The organism is Kitasatospora sp. NBC_00374 (assembly GCF_041434935.1).
Taxonomy (GTDB): domain Bacteria; phylum Actinomycetota; class Actinomycetes; order Streptomycetales; family Streptomycetaceae; genus Kitasatospora.
Genome location: NZ_CP107964.1, coordinates 7,037,400 through 7,055,880, shown reverse-complemented (window position 1 = coordinate 7,055,880; position 18,481 = coordinate 7,037,400). Strand labels below are relative to the sequence as shown.

Genomic DNA, 18,481 nt, shown 5'->3' with positions numbered 1-18,481 from the left:
GCCATGTCGGACCGGACAGCCACCCACAGCCCCGCACCGACCGTCGAGCGGCCCGACCAGCTGCGCAACGTCGTGCTGATCGGCAGCAGCGGCGCCGGCAAGACCACCCTCGCCGAGTCGCTCGCGCTCACCGCCGGCGCCCTCACCAGGGCCGGCAGCGTCCCCGACGGCACCACCGTCAGCGACCACGAGGAGATCGAGCACCAACAGCAGCGCTCCGTCCAGCTCTCCCTCCTCCCGGTGAGCTGGCAGGACATCAAGATCAACCTGTTGGACGCCCCGGGCTACGCCGACTTCGCCGGCGAGCTCCAGGCCGGCCTGCGGGCCGCCGAGGCCGCCCTGTTCGTGATCTCCGCCACCGAGCCGATCGGCCCGGGCACCCTGGCCCTGTGGCGCGAGTGCGAGCTGCTCGGCCTCACCCGCGCCGTCGTCCTCACCCACCTCAACGCCGCCCGGGTCCGCCTCGACGAGACCCTCGCGATGCTCCGGGAGGTCCTCGCCGACGGCCGCACCGACACGCTCCTGCCGCTGCACCACTACACCCTCGCCGACGGCCGGCTGGCGGGCTCGATCGACCTGCTCACCGGCCGCCGCCGCGGCGAGCCGGGCGAGCCCGGCGACCTCGCCGGGGAACGCGGCCTGCTCGCCGAGGCGATCGCCGGCGAGGACGACACCCTGCTGGAGCGCTACCTGGCCGGCGAGGAACTCGACACCGACGCCCTCACCGCCGCCCTGCGCCGGGAACTGCGCCAGGACACCCTGCACCCCGTCCTCGCCACCGCCCCGCCCACCGAGGCCGGCGGCCTCCCCGCCGGAACGGCCGAACTGCTCGACCTGATCGCCGCCGCCTTCCCCTCACCCCTGGACCGCACCGACGACCTCCCCGCCTGCGACCCCGACGCGCCCCTGGCCGCGCAGATCGTCCACACCGGCGAGGACCCGTACGTCGGCCGGCTCAGCCTGGCCCGGATCTACGCCGGCACCGTGCGCCCCGACACCACCGTCCGGCTGCCCGGACACCCCGACGAACGCGTCACCGGACTCAGCTGCCCCTTCGGCAAGCAGCAGCGCCCCGTCCCGCACGCCCTGGCCGGCGACCTGGTCTGCCTGGCCAAACTGACCGCCGCCCGCACCGGGGACACCCTCACCACCGGCCCGGACGCGCTGCCGCCCTGGCCGCTGCCCGAGGCGCTGCTGCCCGCCGCCGTCGAGGCACACAGCAAGGCCGACGAGGACCGGCTCTCCCAGAGCCTCGCCCGACTCGCCGCCCAGGACCCGACCCTGCGCGTCGAGCAGAACCCCGACACCCACCAACTCGTGCTCTGGTGCACCGGAGAGGCGCATCAGGCCGTCACCCTGGACCGGCTGCGCACCCGCTACGGCGTGCACGTCGACACCATCCCGTACCGGGTCGCGCTGCGCGAGACCTTCGGCACCCGGGCCGAGGGGCACGGGCGGCACGTCAAGCAGTCCGGCGGCCACGGCCAGTACGCGATCTGCGACCTCACCGTCGAACCCCTGCCGGGCGGCGGCTTCGAGTTCGTCGACCACGTGGTCGGCGGGTCCGTGCCGCGCAACTTCATCCCCTCGGTCGAGAAGGGCATCCGCGCCCAACTCGCCCACGGCGTGCAGTCCGGCTACCCGGTCACCGACATCCGGGTCACCCTCACCGACGGCAAGGCGCACTCCGTCGACTCCTCCGACGCCGCCTTCCAGACCGCCGCCGCACTCGCCCTCAAGGAGGCCGCCGGCCACGCCAGGGTCCACCTGCTCGAACCCGTCGACGAGGTCCAGGTCCTGCTGCCCGACGAGTACCAGGGCGCCGTCCTCAGCGACCTCTCCGCCCGCCGCGGCCATGTGCTGGGCACCGAGCCCGGCGGGCCGGGCCTCAGCCTGGTCCGCGCCGAGGTCCCGGAGATCGAACTCACCCACTACCCGGTCGATCTGCGCTCGCTCTCGCACGGCACCGGCAGCTTCTCCCGCAGCTACCTGCGGCACTCCCCGATGCCCAGCGCGGTCGCGGCCCGCTACGAACGCGCCTCCTGAGCGCTCCCGGCCCGGACGGAATCAGGCCCGCGCGCGGCGCGGCAGCGCGCAGGCCGCCGTGCCGCCCGGCAGCTGGTGCCGGTGGCGCGCGACCAGGCGGTACCCGGCGGAGGCGAGCGGGCGCACCGGCGCGAGCGTCAGGAAGGCACCCAGGTAGGCCCACGGTCCGCCGGAGCGCAGCAGCAGCCGCGCCGCCGCCCGGGCGCCGCCGTGGACCGCCCCCGACGGGGTCACCCAGAGGATCTCCTGCTCGGCCCGCCCGACGGTGACCAGGCCCCGGCCGCCGGCCCTCGCGTCCAGCGCCGCCAGGTCGGCGAACTGGTACGGCACCGCGTCCCAGCCGCCCGAGGACAGACTCGCCCTCAGGTAGCGCTCCGCGAAGTTGACGCAGGTGGTGCAGAAACCGCAGTCGCCGTCGAAGACCAGAACCGGGTCCCGCTGGATGTCCTCAGCCATGCCCCGCATCCTGCCTCATCCGGGTACCCGCGGCAGACAACCGATCACCGGAGGATCGAAGCGCGCCGCGAACGGGCAGGATCCTGTCGACAGCGGCGGTGGCCGAGATGTGACAGCGGTTCAGACGATCATCCACGCGACCGGGCGGCGGCACGATAACCTGCCGCTGACAAGGGGAGGAGGGCCTGCCACAGTGAGCCAGCTCGACATGACCCCGGGTGCGCAGATACCCCGGACGGACGTCAGCACCCAGACCGCGGTCACCCAGGCCCTCTCCTCGGCCGCGTACCGCGACGCCGGCTACCAGGAGCTCGAGGCGCTGGCCGGGGTCAAGGTCAAGGGGGGCAAGTTCGCCCTCTTCCGGCCGAGCGCCGGCGAGGCCTTCAGCCGCGCCCTGCTCGACCGTACCCTGCCGCCCGCGCGCAACCCGCTGGTGCCCTCCTTCGGCACCGACGTCCGGATGGTGGTCGAGCACTGCCTCGCCGCCCAGGACCTGCGGGACGCCAGGGACCGGCAGCTCAGCACGGTCACCTTCCTGTGCGGCGGCCTGTTCCTGCCCGGCACCCTGATCTGGCTCGCCGCCTACCAGGTCCGCGCCCACTTCGCGAAGGCCGGCTCGGCCCGGGACGGCTTCTTCGGCACCCTGGCGCTGCTGGTGGCGGCCGGCCTGGCGGTGCTGTTCGCGCTGCGGCCCCCGGTGGGCGGGATCGGCGGGCTGTACGTCCGCGTGATGATGCTCGGCCCGGTCCTGGGCTGGTTCCTGGCCAAGCGGATCGCGCTGCGCTCCACGCTGGAGCTGCGGTCGCGCTGGGGCGGCCTGGTCGAGGGCAGCGCGGTGGCCGCGACGGTGCCCAAGGCGGTGCCCCGCGACCACCTCGACAAGAAGGCGACGGCGCTCAAGGGCGCCCTCGACCGTCTGACGGCCGAGCAGGAGACCAACGTCCACCACTACGCCGGCGGCAAGGGCATCCTCGGGGTCGGCGCCCGCTGGGCGAACTGGGACCTCTCCGAGGACCTGCGGCCGGCCGACGGACACGAGGACTTCCGGACGTTCCACATCTACGACCTCGCCCGGAAGATCGCCGACCGGCTCGGCTCACTGGCCACCAGCGAGATCCCGAACGGCGCGATGCCCCGCCCGGCCATCCACCAGTGGGTGGTGCAGGACATCCCCGAGGGCGCGGACGAGATCGGCCGCCCCGGCGGCAGCGAGATGGACGGTTTCCGGATGCGCGACTTCGCCGTCGGCGAAGTGGCCAACCGGCAGACCTACGGCAGCGACCTGCGGCACCGGGTCGCCGTCCAGTTCGTCCTGCACAAGGGCCAGCTGGTGGCGACCATGCTGGTCGACATCACCATGCTCCACAACCACCTGCGGGTCAGCGTGACCGGCCACGCGCTCGGCCCGATCGCGGGCTACTTCACGGCGAAGCCCAAGCCGAAGGAGAAGAACGTCCCCAAGACCGTGCGGTTCTGGGAGGAGCAGACCGTCCAGCTCGCCCTGGTGGACAACGACGAGGTGGTCCGGCAGGCGGTGCGTGCGCCGTTCATGCGGATCCCCACCCTGCTCACCTGGCTGGGCGGCTCGATCGGCCTGCCGGAGCCGCTCAGCCTGCGCGCGTCCTGGGCCGACAAGACCTGGCCGAGCCGGTTCAAGAGCGACGACGTGATCCAGGGCTCCACCCCGGTGGCCAACGTCATCCTCGCCGCCACCATGGACTTCCTCGCGGAGCACGACGTGAACGTCGAGCGCTTCACCAACCGCTCCAACATCATGAAGTCCGAGATGCAGGGCGCCCGTCCGTACCACGCCGACCGGTACGACGCGGGCTGACGGCGGCTCACAACGGCTCGCGACGGAGGGGCCCGGTCCCGACGGGACCGGGCCCCTCCGTCGACCTCGTTCTCAGCCCTTCGGCCAGAGGTCCGCGAGGATCTTCCGGGTGTCGGCGAGCAGTTGCGGCAGCACCTTGGTGTGGCCGACCACCGGCATGAAGTTGGTGTCTCCGCCCCAGCGCGGCACCACGTGCTGGTGCAGGTGGGCCGCGATCCCGGCACCGGCCGCCGCGCCCTGGTTCATCCCGATGTTGAAGCCGTGCGCGCCGGAGGCGGCCCGCAGCGCCGTCATGGCCCGCTTGGTGTAGTCGGCGAGCTCGACCGTCTCGGCCTCGTCCAGGTCGGTGTAGTCGGCGACGTGCCGGTACGGGACGACCATCAGGTGGCCGCCGTTGTACGGGTAGAGGTTGAGCACCGCGAAGACCGAACCGCCGCGGGCGATGATCAGCCCGTCCTCGTCGCTGAGCCCCGGGATCGAGCAGAACGGGCAGCCGTCGTCGGGGGCCGGCCCGGTGGGCTTGTTCTCACCCTGGATGTAGGCCATCCGGTGGGGTGTCCACAGACGCTGGAAGCCGTCCGGCTCCCCCACGCCCTGCTGCAGTTCCGGCTCGCTCGTCATGCAGATCAGCATATGCGCCGCGGCAGGCCGGGAAACCAGTGCGGGGCAGACTCGTCACGAGCCCGCCCCGCCCACGTCACACCGACCCGGTCAGACCTGGATCCGGCGCTGCACCGCGTCGACGATCTCCGCGACCGCGTCCGCCACCGGCACGCCGTTCTTCTGCTCGCCGCTGCGGTAGCGGAAGGACACCGCGCCGGCCTCGACGTCGTCGTTGCCCGCGATCAGCATGAACGGGACCTTCTGCTTCTGCGCGTTGCGGATCTTCTTCTGCATCCGGTCGTCCGAGGCGTCCACCTCGACCCGGATGCCGTGCTTCTTCAGCTCGGCCGCCACCTCGCGCAGGTACGGGATGTGCTCGTCGGTGATCGGGATGCCGACCACGGTGACCGGGGCGAGCCACGGCGGCATGGCGCCGGCGTAGTGCTCCAGCAGCACCGCGAAGAACCGCTCGATCGAGCCGAACAGCGCCCGGTGGATCATGACCGGCCGCTGGCGGTTGCCGTCCGAGCCCTGGAACTCCAGCTCGAAGCGCTGCGGCAGCTGGAAGTCGACCTGGATGGTCGACATCTGCCAGGTCCGGCCGATCGCGTCCCGCGCCTGCACCGAGATCTTCGGGCCGTAGAACGCCGCGCCCTCGGGGTCGTGGGTCAGCTCCAGGCCCTGCTTCTCGGCCGCGTCGGCGAGCGCCTGGGTGGCCTCCGCCCAGTCCTCGTCCGAGCCCACCGACTTCTCGGGGTCGCGGGTCGAGAGCTCCAGGTAGAAGTCGTTCAGGCCGTAGTCGCGCAGCAGGTCCAGGACGAAGGTGAGCAGCGAGTCCAGCTCGCCGGCCATCTGCTCCTTGGTGCAGTAGATGTGCGCGTCGTCCTGGGTGAAGCCCCGGGCGCGGGTCAGGCCGTGCACCACGCCGGACTTCTCGTAACGGTAGACCGTGCCGAACTCGAAGAGCCGCAGCGGGAGTTCACGGTACGACCGGCCGCGCGAGCGGAAGATCAGGTTGTGCATCGGGCAGTTCATCGGCTTGAGGTAGTAGTCGTGCTCGCCGTCGAGCTGCATGGGCGGGTACATCCCGTCGGCGTACCAGTCGAGGTGACCGGAGAGCTCGAACAGGGTGCCCTTGGTGGCGTGCGGGGTGTAGACGAACTCGTAGCCCGACTCCTCGTGCCGCTTGCGCGAGTAGTCCTCCATGGCCCGGCGCATCACGCCGCCCCTGGGGTGGAAGACGGCGAGACCGGAGCCGATCTCCTCCGGGATGGAGAAGAGGTCGAGCTCGCTGCCGAGCTTGCGGTGGTCGCGCTTGGCGGCCTCCTCCAGGAACTCCAGGTGCGCCTTCAGCTCGTCCTTGGTCGGCCAGGCGGTCCCGTACAGGCGCTGGAGCTGCGGGTTCTTCTCGCTGCCGCGCCAGTAGGCGGCGGCCGAGCGCATCAGCTTGAAGGCCGGGATGTTCCGGGTGGACGGCAGGTGCGGGCCGCGGCACAGGTCGCCCCAGCACACGTCGCCGGTCTTCGGGTCCACGTTGTCGTAGATGGTCAGCTCGCCGGCGCCGACCTCGACGGACGCGCCGTCCTCGACGGAGGCGCTGCCCTTGAGACCGATCAGCTCCAGCTTGAACGGCTCGGCGGCCAGCTCCTCGCGGGCGGCCTCGTCGGTGACCACCCGGCGGGAGAACCTCTGCCCGCGCTTGATGATCTCCTGCATCTTCTTCTCGATGGCCTTGATGTCATCGGGGTGGAAGGGCTTCTCGACGTCGAAGTCGTAGTAGAAGCCGTCCTTGATCGGCGGCCCGATGCCGAGCTTGGCCTCCGGGAAGATCTCCTGCACGGCCTGCGCCATCACGTGCGCGGTCGAGTGGCGCAGGATGTCCAGGCCGTCCTTGCTGCCGATCGCGACCGGCTCGACCTCGTCGCCCTCGCCCACCTGGTAGGCGAGGTCCTTGAGCGCCCCGCCGACACGGGCGGCGACGATCGAGCGGTCGTCGGCGAAGAGATCGGCGGCGGTAGTGCCCGTGGTCACCACGCGCTCTTCCCGATCGGGTTCGCGGTTGATGATGATCCGGACGTCGGTCACCGGTCTCTCCTGACATCTGTCTGCCACAGCACTCTGCTGCGCACCCCCGATGGTACCGATCCGTGACCGGCCGCCGCGCACCGATATCACCCCCGCGCCCCAGTGAGAACCTCCTCACCCTCTGTGACCCGCCCCCGTCGCACGGGGTGCGCGGAAGCATGGATTGAGGGGGCGTCAACTGCGGTATCACCACTGCGTAACGCCGCGCGGCGCGGCGCCCCACTGGTCCTCGGCGGGGCGCGGCGCCCCGCCCGGTGGCACCGTGAGGGGCAGTCATGCAGCAGTCTCGGCACTGGTACGAAGGTCCGCTCGCCTCATTCGACACCGAGACCACCGGCGTGGACGTCGAGTCCGACCGGATCGTCTCCGCCGCCCTGGTGCTCCAACCCGCCCCCGGCCTGCCCGCCCGGACCACCAGCTGGCTGGCCGACCCCGGGGTGCCGATCCCCGACGGCGCCCGCGCGGTGCACGGCATCAGCGACGAACACGTCCGCGCCCACGGCCGCCCCGCCCGTACGGTGGTCGGCGAGATCGCCCGCGCGCTGGCCGAACAGGCCGCCGCCGGCACCCCGGTGGTCGTGATGAACGCCCCGTACGACCTGACCCTGCTCGACCGCGAGCTGCGCCGGCACCGCGGCGGCTCGCTCGCCGACAGCCTGGCCGGCTCCGAGCTGCTGGTGCTGGACCCATGGGTGCTGGACAAGCACGTGGACCGCTACCGCAAGGGCCGTCGCACGCTGACCGACCTGTGCGCGCACTACGACGTGAGCCTGGTCGGCGCGCACGACGCCGGCGCGGACGCGGCCGCCGCCCTCCAGCTCGTCCGGGCCCTCGCCTCCCGCCACCCGGACCGGCTCGGTACGGTGACGCCGGGCGAGCTGCACCTGCGGCAGGCCGTCTGGCACGCGGCCCAGGCCCGGGGACTGCAACGCTGGTTCGACCGGTCGGGCACCCCGGAGCGGGTGGACTTCTCCTGGCCGCTGCGGCCGGCGCGCTGTGCCTGCGGCCACCGGCTGAGCGCCGACCACCGCTGCGAACTGGCCGCCTGAGGCCGGGGCCGGGCAGCAGTCAGGCCCCGACCAACATGCGGTCGGGGCCTGACTGTTGTGCTCGGTGGGCGATACTGGGATCGAACCAGTGACCCCTTCGGTGTGAACGAAGTGCTCTCCCGCTGAGCTAATCGCCCGGGCAACGAGAAGAAGACTAGCACTACTTGGCCGCAGGTCCGCAATCGCGTTCCGGCACTCCCCTCCCGACGCACCCCCAGATCCCCTTGCGCACCTGCCCGGTGAATAGGCATCAGGAGTTGCCGGGATATGGAAAAGCCGTAGGGCCCCGACCAATGAATGGTCGGGGCCCTACGACTTACTGTGCATTCCGGTGGGCGATACTGGGATCGAACCAGTGACCCCTTCGGTGTGAACGAAGTGCTCTCCCGCTGAGCTAATCGCCCGGGTGCAGGGAAAACATTACCGCATCTGCGGGGGTGCTCCGAACACTCCCGGACACCTCCCGGCGACCCGCCCCGGCGACCTGCCCCGGCTACCAGGGCAGCGCGAGCCCGTACCGCCAGAGGTACCAGCCGGCGGCGGCGGCGATCAGCACCAGCACGACCGCGGTGATCACCAGATTGCGCCGGCGGACCCTCGGGTCCATGGCCCGGTTGGCCGCCTCGGCGACCTTGCGCCTGGTCCAGCGCAGCACCCGCTGCGCCCACTCGAACTCGGTCGCCCAGATGCCCATGCCCAGGAAGATGACCACCCAGCCCGGTCCGGGCAGCGGCAGCATCACGATCCCCAGCCCGACCACGGCCAGCCCCACCAGGAAGACGATCACCCGCCAGCTCAGATGCAGGGCCGGCGAGCGGCGGATGAACAGCGGCGCCCGGGAGCCCATCGGCCGGCCCGCCGGCTCCGCACTCGCGGCGGCCTCGCCGGCCGACTCCAGCTCTTCCTTGTCACTTCGTACAGACATGCCGGGAAAAGTACCCGAGTTCCGGGCCCTGCGGGGCCGGGGACGCCCGCCGTGGCGATTCCGCAATGCGCCGGAAGGGGTACGACTCGCACCTGAATCGGGACAGACGGGTTTACAGCGGGCTTAGAGGTGGGATGGTCCGTTCGCCGACGTGCGATTCCCCGAGCGCACACTGAGCGAAAGGCCCTGGCGCTTATGAACACCACGGTCAGCTGCGAGCTGCACCTGCGCCTCATCGTGTCCAGCGAGTCCTCACTGCCCGTCCCCGCGGGCCTGCGCTACGACACCGCCGACCCCTATGCCGTGCACGCGACGTTCCACACCGGTGCCGACGAGACCGTTGAGTGGGTGTTCGCCCGTGACCTCCTCGCGGAGGGGCTGCACCGACCCACCGGCACCGGCGACGTGCGGGTGTGGCCCTCGCGCAGCCATGGACAGGGGGTGGTCTGCATCGCCCTCAGTTCTCCGGAAGGAGAAGCCCTGCTGGAGGCCCCGGCACGCGCGCTGGAGTCGTTTCTCAAGCGCACCGACGCCGCCGTGCCTCCCGGCACCGAACACCGTCACTTCGACCTCGACCGGGAGCTGTCACACATCCTCGCCGAGAGCTGACCCCGACCGAGGTGCCCGCCGCCCGCGTGCGGCGGGGCGAACCTCACTGCGTCCGTCCAACTCGGGGGCACGGACGCACTCCGGGCCGCCGTGCGCGGTCCCGGGGCCGGTCCAGAGCGAGGAGCCTGATCCGCATCACAGCATCATCGAACACGCGACAAGCAGCGCGCCCGGCGGCGCGGCCACCACCCCTGACCGGGTGGGGCCGCGCCGTCGGCGTGTCCGGGCGTCGGCCCGCCGGCCACCGGAGATGTCGCGTACGCGCCGGTTCACCGTCGGGTGACGGTGGCTGCCGGTAGAGTCACGGGTGATGACCGACGCGGGTGGCAGCAGGCCCCCGCCGCGTGAGGAGTCACCACGTGCTGATCACTCATGACACCGAGTGCGCGCTGAGCATTCTGGTCGAGTTGCTCAACACCGCGCCCGAAGCGTGCGGCGCCGAGCAGCTGCCGGACGTCGCGGCGCTGTCCGCGTTCGTGGTGCGGCAGGAGATCAGCGAGATCGACTCCCTCACCCCGGCCGACGTGGCCGCCGTCCAGGCCGTCCGCCGCCGGCTGCGCGAGGTGTTCTCGGCCGACTCCACGGACCGGGCCGCCGAGCTGGTCAACGCGGTGGTGGCGGCCGCCGGCACCACGCCCCGGCTGACCAACCACGACCACCACGGCTGGCACATCCACTACTTCGCCCCGCACGCGGCCATCGGGGACCACCTCGCGGCCGAGCTGGGGATGGCGCTGGCCTTCATCGTGATGGCCGGCGAGCGCGAACGGCTGCGCCGCTGCGAGGCGCCGGACTGCGCGCGGGTCTTCGTCGACCTCTCCCGCAACCGCTCCCGTCGCTACTGCGACAGCCGGACCTGCGGAAACCGCCTGCACGTCGCCGCCTACCGGGCCCGGCAGCGCTCGGCGGAGACCGTGGCCACGGGCTGAGCCCGTCGCCCGGGGCGGGGTGCCCCGGGGCCCGGCCGCCGGGTGAGAGACCGGGTGAGAGACTGGGCGCCATGACCGACGCTCCCCTCCCCCGCCTGGAACTCTGGTGCGAGCTCCAGTGCCCCGACTGCCGCACCGCCCTGGACGACGTACGGGCGCTGCGTGCGCAGTACGGCGACGCGCTGACCGTGGAGCTGCGGCACTTCCCGCTGGAGAAGCACAAGCACGCCTACGCGGCGGCCGAGGCCGCCCAGGAGGCCTTCGACCAGGGCCGCGGCTGGGAGTACGTGGAGGCCGTCCTGGGCCGGGTCGAGGAGCTGGAGCGGGGCGGGCAGGCGTTCCTGGTGTCCGTCGCGGAGGAGCTCGGACTGGACGCCGAGGAACTCGACCTGGCACTGATCGACGGCCGGCACATGCTGCTGGTCGACGCCGACCAGGCCGAGGGCAAGGCGATCGGCGTGAGCGGCACCCCCACCTACGTGATCGCCGGGCAGCGGCTGGACGGCGGCCGGAGCCAGGACGGGCTGCGCGAGCGGATCGTCGAGCTGATCGAGCGGCACCGGACGGCCTGACCCCCTGCCGCCTCAGTACAGCTGCTTCCCGAGCACCCGCAGGGTGGTCCGGTAGCCGAGCGAGGTGTAGAGCGCGATGGCCACCTCGTTGCGGCTGAACACGTTCAGGCCCAGGTCGTGGACGCCCGCCGCCAGGCACTCGCGCTCGGCCAGCAGCATCAGGCTGCGGCCGTACCCGAGCCCGCGGTGCTCCTCGTCCACCTGCACCACCATCACCCAGGCCAGCGGACGGCCGTCCGGCAGCGCGGCCTGTCTCAGGGCGACCCAGAGGCTGCCGAGCACGGCGCCGTCCGCCCCGCGCAGCTGCCGCAGAGCGACGCCCTCGGTGGCGTGCCGGTCCGGCAGCACCTGCTGGTGGTCCGCGTCGGACTTCGCCCTGGCCTGGGCCTCGGTCAGGCCGGAGTCGAGCAGGTCCGCCAGGTAGCCGGAGCGGGCCTCGGCCAGCCAGTCCTCGTACTCGGCCGCGCCGATCCGATGCGCCGTCAGGCCGGCGGGCAGCTCCGGCGGCGCACCGAGCCGCTTGACCATGTTGCGCATCCGCTCGGTGTACCCGAGGACCCCGGCCAGGGCCAGGGCGGCGTCGGCTCCCGCCGGCACCGGGACGTCCAGCCGCGAGCAGCCCCAGCCGCGCAGGACCTCCTCGGCGGCCAGGGCGCCGATGGTGGCCCGGCCGCGCCGCCGGCCCTCGGTGACCTCCAGCTCGGTGATCTCGCCCCACCACTGCTCACCGCGTGGCAGCGCCGTGGTGCGCAGGCCGCCGACCGGCCGGCCGTTGACACAGATCTGCCAGCGCCGGCTGCGGCCGCCGCCCGGCCAGGAGTGCTCGGCGCCCTCGGGGCGCAGGGTGGTGGTCATGGGGGCTCCCTTCCCGGTGGGAGCCCGGTTCTACCACGCCCCGCCGGGCCGGGTCAGGGGTCGAGGTCGTCGCCGCTGCGCTCGGCGAACTGGGCCATCGCCTTGAGGGTGGCCGGGCCCGGCGCGGGCAGCTCGTGGCCGTCGATCCGGGCCACCGCCTGGACGTCGCGCAGGGTGGAGGTGAGGAAGACCTCCTCGGCCTCGAACAGGGCCTCGAAGGGGAGGTCGCGCTCCTCGGCGCCGGTCCAGTCCACCGTCAGCTGCCGGGTGATACCGGCCAGACAGCCGGAGGCGAGGGTCGGCGTGAGCAGCTGCCCGTCGAGGACCAGGAAGACGTTGGAGCCGGTGCCCTCGCAGAGCAGTCCGGCGGTGTTGCCGAAGAGCGCCTCGGAGGCGCCGGCCCGGTGGGCGGCGGCGAGGGCGACCACGTTCTCGGCGTACGAGGTGGTCTTGAGTCCGGCGACGGCGCTGTGCTCGTTGCGGCGCCAGGGGACGGTCACCACCGCGGTGGTGTCCGGGCGGGGCTTGGCCGTGTCGAGGGCGACCACCAGGCTCGGGGGCAGATCGCCGCGCTCGGAGCCGAGCGGGCTGGTGCCGCCGGTGTAGGTGATGCGAAGCCGGCCGAGCGGCATCGGGTTGGCCACGAGGACCTGCTCGCAGGCCTCCCGGAGGACGGCGTGGTCCGGGTCGGGCAGACCGAGGCCGCGCGCGGAGCGGGTGAGGCGGTCGAGATGGCGGGTGAGCGCGAAGAGCCGGCCGTCGACCGCCTTCACGGTCTCGAACACGCCGTCGCCGACGGTGAGTCCGTGGTCGAGGACGGAGAGCGCCGCGGTGTCGCTCTCCGTCAGGGATCCGTTGACCCAGATCTTCATGTGGCGCTGCTCCTCGGAGCTCGGTGCAGGTGGCTCGGTACGGGATCGCCCGGTGCAGGTGGCCCAGTGCGGTTTGGACCAGTGCGGTTGGGCCGGTGCCCGGGGTCGCTCAGTACACGTGGGTGCCCGACGCTATCGCAACCAGGCGGGAGGCCTTGAGTTCGGTCTCGTCCCACTCCCGCTCGGGGTCGGAGCCCCAGGTGATGCCGGCGCCGGTGCCGAACCGCAGCACCGGCGGGCCGTCGGCCCGGTCGATCCAGAAGGTACGGATACCGACCGCCAGTTCGGCCTCGCCGCGGTCGGCGTCGACCCAGCCGACCGCGCCGCAGTAGGGGCCGCGCGGGGCGGTCTCCAGCGCGTCGATGATCCGCAGGGCGCTCGACTTGGGGGCGCCGGTGACGGAGCCGGGCGGGAAGGTGTCGGCGAGCAGCTCGCGCCAGCCCGCGTCGGGGCGCAGGGTGCCCTGGACGGTGGAGACCAGGTGGACGAGGCCGGGGTGCTTCTCGACCACGCAGAGGTCGGGGACGGTGACGCTGCCGGTCTCGCAGACCCGGCCGAGGTCGTTGCGGACCAGGTCGACGATCATCACGTTCTCGGCGTGGTCCTTCTCCAGCAGGTCGTGCTCGGTGCGGCCGGTGCCCTTGATCGGCCCGGACGAGACGGTGCGGCCGTCCCGGCGCAGGTAGAGCTCGGGCGAGGCGGTGGCGATCTCGACGCCGTGCGAGGGCAGCCGAATCGTTCCCGCGTACGGGGCCGGGTTTCCGTGGGCGAGCAGCCCGGTCAGGGCGTCGATGTCGGCGCGCTCCGGGTCGGGCAGCGGCGCGGACAGCACCCGGCAGAGGTTGGCCTGGTAGACCTCGCCGGCCGCGATGTGCTCCCGGATCCGGCGGACGCCCGCGGTGTAGGCGGCCCGGTCGAGCGAGCTGTGCCAGCTGTCCGGACGCGGGCCGAGCCAGCGCTCGGTGCGGGGCGGGGCGAGGTCGGGGCGGAGCTCGTCGAAACGGGCGCAGACCAGCCGGCCCTCGAAGTCGTGGGCGACCGCCCAGAAGCCGGCGGAGTCGAGTGCGGCCGGGTCGGAGGTCACCTCGCGCAGCCCGGTGGCGAGCAACCCGCCGAAGCGGGCCATCGGCTGGTCGGGGCTGAGGGGGGTGGTGCGGCCGGACACGGTTCTCCTGCGCGGATTCGGTACTGCCGGCCCGGGTGCGGGCGCGCGCGCCGGGGGTGGCCCCGGTGCCTGAAGTGTAGGTCGGCGCCTTCCGGGGTGCGGCTCCCGAGCTGCCGGGACGGCTGACGAACCGCCACCTCGGGGCCACCCCCGCGCCACGCTGCGGGAACGGATTTTTAGCTGGCCCGGGAATCCGCTAGAGTTCAACACGTCGCCGGGAAGCGGAGCCGAGGAAAGTCGGGGAAGCGGCCGGGAGACAGGCGGACGTGGCTCAGTTGGTAGAGCATCACCTTGCCAAGGTGAGGGTCGCGAGTTCGAATCTCGTCGTCCGCTCGATGAGGAACAGGGTAAGATCGTTCTTCAGAAGTTGCCTGGTGGAGTGGCCGAGAGGCGAGGCAACGGCCTGCAAAGCCGTGTACACGGGTTCAAATCCCGTCTCCACCTCCAAGAGGTTCCCCGGTTCACCGGGGGCCTCCCCGCGCGATTAGCTCAGCGGGAGAGCACTACCTTGACACGGTAGGGGTCACTGGTTCAATCCCAGTATCGCGCACTCGGATCCACCGGGTTCAACCCCGGGACGGCACGTGAGTGCTGGTCGAGCGCGATTAGCTCAGCGGGAGAGCACTACCTTGACACGGTAGGGGTCACTGGTTCAATCCCAGTATCGCGCACTCGGATCCACCGGGGTCAGCCCCAGGTCGGCACGTGAGTGCTGGTCGAGCGCGATTAGCTCAGCGGGAGAGCACTACCTTGACACGGTAGGGGTCACTGGTTCAATCCCAGTATCGCGCACTCGGATCTCCAAGATCCACAACAGTACGGCCGCGACTGTGACAGCGGTCGAGCGCGATTAGCTCAGCGGGAGAGCACTACCTTGACACGGTAGGGGTCACTGGTTCAATCCCAGTATCGCGCACCGCAGAACGAGAGCCGTGACCTCATCGAGGTCGCGGCTCTCGGCGTTTCGGGCCCGGACATGCGTGTTGCCGGGTACAGCGCTGCCCTCACCGACAACCTGTACCCGGCAACCACGCTCCGGGGTCGCTTGATGCGACCGCTGTGCTCCTCCGCCGCTCGCCCGTCCACGTGCCCTGCGGAGTAGGGGCGCCGCGCGGTGCGCGACCCCGGCCCCGACACCGACTTCCCCCGAAGTCAGCGTCCGATCAGATCGGCGACCGCCTGGGTCTGCGTCGCCAGTTGCTCCCACCCGCCGAAGAGCACGAGCAGCAGGACCGCGCACGGGACCGCGATGGCCAGGGCGACCGCCGGGTGCCTGGTCTCGGCCCCGGTGTGCGGGGCGTTCGGCCTCTGGCGGCGGCCGGCTCCGTTGAGCTGCATGGCCATGGTCTCTGCTCCTGCCGTCCTGCTCGGACCGGTTGGTCCCGTACGGTCTGTCCGGACGGGGTGGGACGTGGGCGCGGGGGCGGAATCTCGGGGGACGAGGGTCTCCGCCCGCCGCTGATAACCAAGGTATTCGGCGGCGCGGCGCATGACGTCATGCCCCCGTACCGTCTCCAGGCCTCCCCGAGGATGACCCCGCGCCGTGGCGTGTACTACTGGAGGCGGAGACAGGGCGGAACGGATCCCCGAGGGAACCCTGAGAACGGCCCCTAGAGCTTGCTCCGCGCCTGGTCAGAGGGGGTGCGTCGACCGGGTTCCGGGTCAGCGTGAGCGGTATCCGACAATCCGACCGGCGCCGGGGGTGTTGCGTATCAGCACACCGCAGCGGGCAGTCCGTAAGCTGTGGGCCGACAGGATCTGACGATCCCCCATCCGACGGGGGATCACCCCACAGGCTGACGGGAACGAGCATGGCGATGATGCGGCTGCGGCGTGAGGACCCCCGCATCGTCGGCCCCTACCGTCTGCACCGACGGCTCGGGGCCGGCGGGATGGGCGTGGTCTACCTCGGTTCGGACCGCAAGGGGCAGCGGGTCGCGCTCAAGCTGATCCGCGCGGAGCTGGCCGAGGACGCCGAGTTCCGTACCCGCTTCGCCCGGGAGATCGCCGCCGCCTCGCGGATCAGGGGCGGCTGTACGGCCCGGGTGGTCGGCTCGGACATCGAGACCGAGCGCCCCTGGCTGGCGACCGCGTACGTGCCCGGCCCCTCGCTGTACAAGCGGGTCGGCGAGGAGGGGCCGCTGCCCTGGCCGGAGGCGGCCCGGATCGGCGCCGCGCTGGCCGACGGCCTGGTCAAGGTGCACGAGGCGGGGGTGGTCCACCGTGACCTCAAGCCGTCCAACATCCTGCTCTCCCCCAAAGGCCCGCGGATCATCGACTTCGGCATCGCCTGGTCACGCGGCGCCAGCACGCTCACCCACGTCGGTACGGCGGTCGGCTCGCCCGGCTTCCTCGCGCCCGAGCAGGTGCGCGGCGCGGCCGTCACCCCGGCGACGGACGTCTTCGCCTTCGGCGCCACGCTGGCCTTCGCGCTCACCGGTGACACCCCGTTCGGCTCCGGCGCCTCCTCCGAGGTGATGCTCTACCGGGTGGTGCACGAGGAGCCCGAGCTGTCCGGCGTGCCCGCGCCGCTGGCGCCGCTGGTCCGCGCCTGCCTGGCCAAGGAGCCGGCCGAACGCCCGCCGGCCGCCGCGCTGCACGAGCGGCTCAGCGAACTGGCCGCGCGCGGGGCGGCGGCGGGGGCCGGCCGCGGCCGGGCCGCCGTACCGCAGCCTGCGGCGCCGGTCCGCCCGATGGCGGCGGCCCCGGCCGACCGACCGGTCCGGCGGCGGCCGGGCCAGCCCGCCACCGCACCGATGCCCCGGCCGCACCACGCGGAACAGGTACGGGAGCGCCAGCCGACGCCCGCCCCGGGCCGGCCGCCGGCCCCGAGGGACCGTCAGCACACCCCGCCGCCGGTCCGTCCGGCCGAGTCCCGGCGGCGGCTGCTGCGGCAGCGGGTGATCGTCTTCGTCACGGTGACGGTCGGCGTCGCGCTGGCGATCGCCGCCGCCCAGGGCTGCGAGAACCGCGGCGAGCAGGGGCTGCCCGCGCAGCAGCCCGCCGTGGTCGGTTCACCGCCCGCCGAGCAGCCGGCGCCCCTGTCGATCGACGGCGCCGGGGCCGCCGCACCGCTGGCCACCGCCGCACGCAGCGGCGGCGACGCCGGGCTCGGACCGGCGGTCGGCCAGCTGCCGAACGGCGACTGGCCGAACCGGCTGTACGCCGACCCGGCGGGCGGCCCGGCGATCCAGCTCCGGGACGGCCGCAGCACCGGCGAGGGTGCGCAGACCGTCCTGACCGCCGTGCTGCCCGCGCGGTACCGGGAGGCGCCGGCGATCGTGGTGGTGCTGCGGCGGTCCGAGGGTTCCGTCCCGGTCGACCTGGTGCAGCTCTTCGGCTTCAACGGCGACGTGGCGGTGGTGCGGGCCGCCCGGGCCTCCGCGGCCGACCCGCAGGCCGGTGCGGTCTGGCGGATCGAGAACGGCGCACTGCTGCGCGAGGAGCGGGTCTCGCAGACCGGCGCCGTCTCGACCACCCGCTACACCGTCCGGGGCGACGGCGGCCTGGAGGAGTCCTGGCCCGGCGCGGGCATCTCCGGCGGCGCCGCCGGGGGCACGCGCTGACGTACGGTCGCACGGGCGGCCCCCGGCCGGGCTCCGGCGGAGGTCAGCCCGCCGTGACGGCGTAGAACGCCACCGCGGCGGCGGCGCCCACGTTCAGCGAGTCGATGCCGTGGACCATCGGAATCCTGACGGCGCGGTCCGCGGCGGCCAGCGCGTGGCGGGTCAGCCCGTCGCCCTCGGCGCCGAGCATCAGCGCGGCGCGCTCCAGGCGGTGCGGGGCGGCCTCGGCGAGATCCACGGCGTGCTCGGCCGGGGTGAGCGCGAGGAGCTGGAATCCGGCCACGCGCACTGCGTCCAGGGCCGCGGGCCAGGGGTCGAGGCGGGCGTACGGGACGGCGAAGACGGCGCCCATCGAGGTCTTGACGGCCCGCCGGTAGAGCGGGTCCGCGCAGTCCGGGGAGAGCAGCACGGCGTCCATGCCGAGCGCCGCGGCGCTGCGGAAGATCGCGCCGAGGTTGGTGTGGTCGACCAGGCCCTCCAGGACGGCGACCCGGCGGGCGCCCGCGAGGATCTCGGCGGCCTCCGGCAGCGGCTTGCGCTCCATCGAGGCGAGCGCGCCGCGGTGCACGTGGTAGCCGGTCACCTGCTCGGCGAGGGCGGGTTCGACCAGGTGGACGGGGGCGTCCGCGGCCTCGATGACGTCGGCCATGACGCCGAGCCACTTGGCGGTCAGCAGCATCGAGCGCATCCGGTAGCCGGCCTCCAGGGCGCGGCGGATGACCTTCTCGCCCTCGGCGATGAAGAGTCCTTCGGCGGGTTCGCGGCGGCGGCGCAGCTCGACGTCGGTCAGGCCGGTGTAGTCGGCCAGACGGGGATCGGCGGGGTCGGTGACGGTGCTTGGTTCGGACACGGGCCCGATCCTGCCTGGTCGGCCGCGGCTAATCCAATCGGTCTCCGGGCCGGCCGGGGGCACCG

The 18,481-nt window shown here is 72.7% G+C and carries 15 protein-coding genes, 8 tRNA genes and 1 pseudogene; 13 read left to right on the top strand and 11 right to left on the bottom strand.

The window, feature by feature from the left end; all coding sequences use genetic code 11:
- Positions 1–3 precede the first annotated feature (3 nt).
- Positions 4–2,046, top strand: a complete 2,043-nt coding sequence (locus OG871_RS31350; RefSeq protein ID WP_371501366.1) for an elongation factor G-like protein EF-G2 — start codon at positions 4–6, stop codon at positions 2,044–2,046.
- Positions 2,047–2,067: 21 nt separating this feature from the next.
- Here the strand turns inward: OG871_RS31350 and OG871_RS31345 are convergent, their stop codons facing one another.
- Positions 2,068–2,502, bottom strand: coding sequence for a thiol-disulfide oxidoreductase DCC family protein (locus OG871_RS31345; protein ID WP_371501364.1), 435 nt, complete (start codon positions 2,500–2,502; stop codon positions 2,068–2,070).
- 193 nt (positions 2,503–2,695) lie between these two features.
- Between OG871_RS31345 and OG871_RS31340 the strand changes: the two genes are divergently transcribed.
- Positions 2,696–4,336, top strand: coding sequence for a hypothetical protein (locus OG871_RS31340; protein WP_371501362.1), 1,641 nt, complete (start codon positions 2,696–2,698; stop codon positions 4,334–4,336).
- 72 nt (positions 4,337–4,408) lie between these two features.
- Here OG871_RS31340 and OG871_RS31335 read toward each other — a convergent pair whose 3' ends face one another.
- Together OG871_RS31335 and thrS are read right to left on the bottom strand one after the other, a co-directional pair.
- Positions 4,409–4,969 (bottom strand): HIT domain-containing protein, encoded by a 561-nt coding sequence (locus tag OG871_RS31335; protein WP_371501361.1) that lies wholly within the window; start codon positions 4,967–4,969, stop codon positions 4,409–4,411.
- A gap of 78 nt (positions 4,970–5,047) precedes the next feature.
- Entirely contained in the window at positions 5,048–7,024 is a 1,977-nt protein-coding gene (gene thrS / locus OG871_RS31330) for a threonine--tRNA ligase (RefSeq protein ID WP_371501360.1), read from the bottom strand.
- Positions 7,025–7,299: 275 nt separating this feature from the next.
- Between thrS and OG871_RS31325 the strand changes: the two genes are divergently transcribed.
- Complete coding sequence (locus OG871_RS31325; RefSeq protein ID WP_371501358.1) at positions 7,300–8,073, top strand: exonuclease domain-containing protein; 774 nt, start codon at positions 7,300–7,302, stop codon at positions 8,071–8,073.
- A gap of 65 nt (positions 8,074–8,138) precedes the next feature.
- On the opposite strand, the gene OG871_RS31320 is transcribed toward OG871_RS31325, so the two are convergent.
- From OG871_RS31320 to OG871_RS31310, 3 genes are all read right to left on the bottom strand, one after another.
- Positions 8,139–8,210 (bottom strand) — tRNA-Val (locus tag OG871_RS31320).
- Between the two features lie 195 nt (positions 8,211–8,405).
- Positions 8,406–8,477 (bottom strand) — tRNA-Val (locus OG871_RS31315).
- Positions 8,478–8,566: 89 nt separating this feature from the next.
- Positions 8,567–8,998 (bottom strand): TIGR02611 family protein, encoded by a 432-nt coding sequence (locus OG871_RS31310; protein ID WP_371501356.1) that lies wholly within the window; start codon positions 8,996–8,998, stop codon positions 8,567–8,569.
- 195 nt (positions 8,999–9,193) lie between these two features.
- Between OG871_RS31310 and OG871_RS31305 the strand changes: the two genes are divergently transcribed.
- The 3 genes from OG871_RS31305 to OG871_RS31295 all read left to right on the top strand — a co-directional run bounded on the left by OG871_RS31305 (position 9,194) and on the right by OG871_RS31295 (position 11,108).
- A complete protein-coding gene (locus tag OG871_RS31305) occupies positions 9,194–9,607 on the top strand; it encodes an SsgA family sporulation/cell division regulator (RefSeq protein ID WP_030056266.1) in 414 nt (137 codons plus the stop codon).
- Positions 9,608–9,966: 359 nt separating this feature from the next.
- Positions 9,967–10,536, top strand: coding sequence for a CGNR zinc finger domain-containing protein (locus OG871_RS31300; protein ID WP_371501355.1), 570 nt, complete (start codon positions 9,967–9,969; stop codon positions 10,534–10,536).
- Between the two features lie 71 nt (positions 10,537–10,607).
- Positions 10,608–11,108, top strand: a complete 501-nt coding sequence (locus OG871_RS31295; protein ID WP_371501354.1) for a DsbA family protein — start codon at positions 10,608–10,610, stop codon at positions 11,106–11,108.
- 12 nt (positions 11,109–11,120) lie between these two features.
- Here the strand turns inward: OG871_RS31295 and OG871_RS31290 are convergent, their stop codons facing one another.
- The 3 genes from OG871_RS31290 to OG871_RS31280 all read right to left on the bottom strand — a co-directional run bounded on the left by OG871_RS31290 (position 11,121) and on the right by OG871_RS31280 (position 14,000).
- Complete coding sequence (locus OG871_RS31290) at positions 11,121–11,963, bottom strand: GNAT family N-acetyltransferase (protein ID WP_371501352.1); 843 nt, start codon at positions 11,961–11,963, stop codon at positions 11,121–11,123.
- A gap of 53 nt (positions 11,964–12,016) precedes the next feature.
- Complete coding sequence (locus OG871_RS31285; RefSeq protein ID WP_371501350.1) at positions 12,017–12,835, bottom strand: aminotransferase class IV; 819 nt, start codon at positions 12,833–12,835, stop codon at positions 12,017–12,019.
- A 109-nt stretch (positions 12,836–12,944) separates the two neighbouring features.
- Positions 12,945–14,000: a chorismate-binding protein gene (locus OG871_RS31280; protein WP_371501348.1), complete on the bottom strand. Its 1,056-nt coding sequence runs from the start codon at positions 13,998–14,000 to the stop codon at positions 12,945–12,947.
- A gap of 260 nt (positions 14,001–14,260) precedes the next feature.
- On the opposite strand from OG871_RS31280, the gene OG871_RS31275 reads away from it, so the two are divergent.
- The 6 genes from OG871_RS31275 to OG871_RS31250 all read left to right on the top strand — a co-directional run bounded on the left by OG871_RS31275 (position 14,261) and on the right by OG871_RS31250 (position 14,916).
- Positions 14,261–14,333: transfer RNA gene (locus OG871_RS31275), tRNA-Gly, on the top strand.
- Positions 14,334–14,373: 40 nt separating this feature from the next.
- Positions 14,374–14,447, top strand: a tRNA-Cys gene (locus tag OG871_RS31270).
- Positions 14,448–14,478: 31 nt separating this feature from the next.
- Positions 14,479–14,550, top strand: a tRNA-Val gene (locus OG871_RS31265).
- Positions 14,551–14,599: 49 nt separating this feature from the next.
- Positions 14,600–14,671: transfer RNA gene (locus tag OG871_RS31260), tRNA-Val, on the top strand.
- 49 nt (positions 14,672–14,720) lie between these two features.
- A tRNA-Val gene (locus tag OG871_RS31255) sits at positions 14,721–14,792 on the top strand.
- A gap of 52 nt (positions 14,793–14,844) precedes the next feature.
- Positions 14,845–14,916: transfer RNA gene (locus tag OG871_RS31250), tRNA-Val, on the top strand.
- Positions 14,917–15,152: 236 nt separating this feature from the next.
- On the opposite strand, the gene OG871_RS31245 is transcribed toward OG871_RS31250, so the two are convergent.
- The gene (locus OG871_RS31245; RefSeq protein WP_371501347.1) at positions 15,153–15,344 is read right to left on the bottom strand and encodes a hypothetical protein; all 192 of its coding nucleotides are present in this window, start codon (positions 15,342–15,344) and stop codon (positions 15,153–15,155) included.
- A 467-nt stretch (positions 15,345–15,811) separates the two neighbouring features.
- Here OG871_RS31245 and OG871_RS31240 point away from each other — a divergent pair.
- Positions 15,812–16,966 (top strand): annotated as a pseudogene (locus OG871_RS31240) (serine/threonine-protein kinase); the annotation flags it as partial.
- Between the two features lie 643 nt (positions 16,967–17,609).
- Here the strand turns inward: OG871_RS31240 and OG871_RS31235 are convergent.
- A complete protein-coding gene (locus OG871_RS31235; protein ID WP_371501346.1) occupies positions 17,610–18,416 on the bottom strand; it encodes a TrmH family RNA methyltransferase in 807 nt (268 codons plus the stop codon).
- Positions 18,417–18,481: the final 65 nt, after the last annotated feature.

What these genes read in the sequence shown, in the direction of transcription:
- OG871_RS31350 (WP_371501366.1), top strand. Translation starts at nt 4, where the DNA reads ATGTCGGACCGGACAGCCACCCACAGCCCCGCACCGACCGTCGAGCGG.
- OG871_RS31345 (WP_371501364.1), bottom strand. Translation starts at nt 2,502, where the DNA reads ATGGCTGAGGACATCCAGCGGGACCCGGTTCTGGTCTTCGACGGCGAC.
- OG871_RS31335 (WP_371501361.1), bottom strand. Translation starts at nt 4,969, where the DNA reads ATGCTGATCTGCATGACGAGCGAGCCGGAACTGCAGCAGGGCGTGGGG.
- OG871_RS31325 (WP_371501358.1), top strand. Translation starts at nt 7,300, where the DNA reads ATGCAGCAGTCTCGGCACTGGTACGAAGGTCCGCTCGCCTCATTCGAC.
- OG871_RS31310 (WP_371501356.1), bottom strand. Translation starts at nt 8,998, where the DNA reads ATGTCTGTACGAAGTGACAAGGAAGAGCTGGAGTCGGCCGGCGAGGCC.
- OG871_RS31305 (WP_030056266.1), top strand. Translation starts at nt 9,194, where the DNA reads ATGAACACCACGGTCAGCTGCGAGCTGCACCTGCGCCTCATCGTGTCC.
- OG871_RS31295 (WP_371501354.1), top strand. Translation starts at nt 10,608, where the DNA reads ATGACCGACGCTCCCCTCCCCCGCCTGGAACTCTGGTGCGAGCTCCAG.
- OG871_RS31290 (WP_371501352.1), bottom strand. Translation starts at nt 11,963, where the DNA reads ATGACCACCACCCTGCGCCCCGAGGGCGCCGAGCACTCCTGGCCGGGC.
- OG871_RS31285 (WP_371501350.1), bottom strand. Translation starts at nt 12,835, where the DNA reads ATGAAGATCTGGGTCAACGGATCCCTGACGGAGAGCGACACCGCGGCG.
- OG871_RS31245 (WP_371501347.1), bottom strand. Translation starts at nt 15,344, where the DNA reads ATGGCCATGCAGCTCAACGGAGCCGGCCGCCGCCAGAGGCCGAACGCC.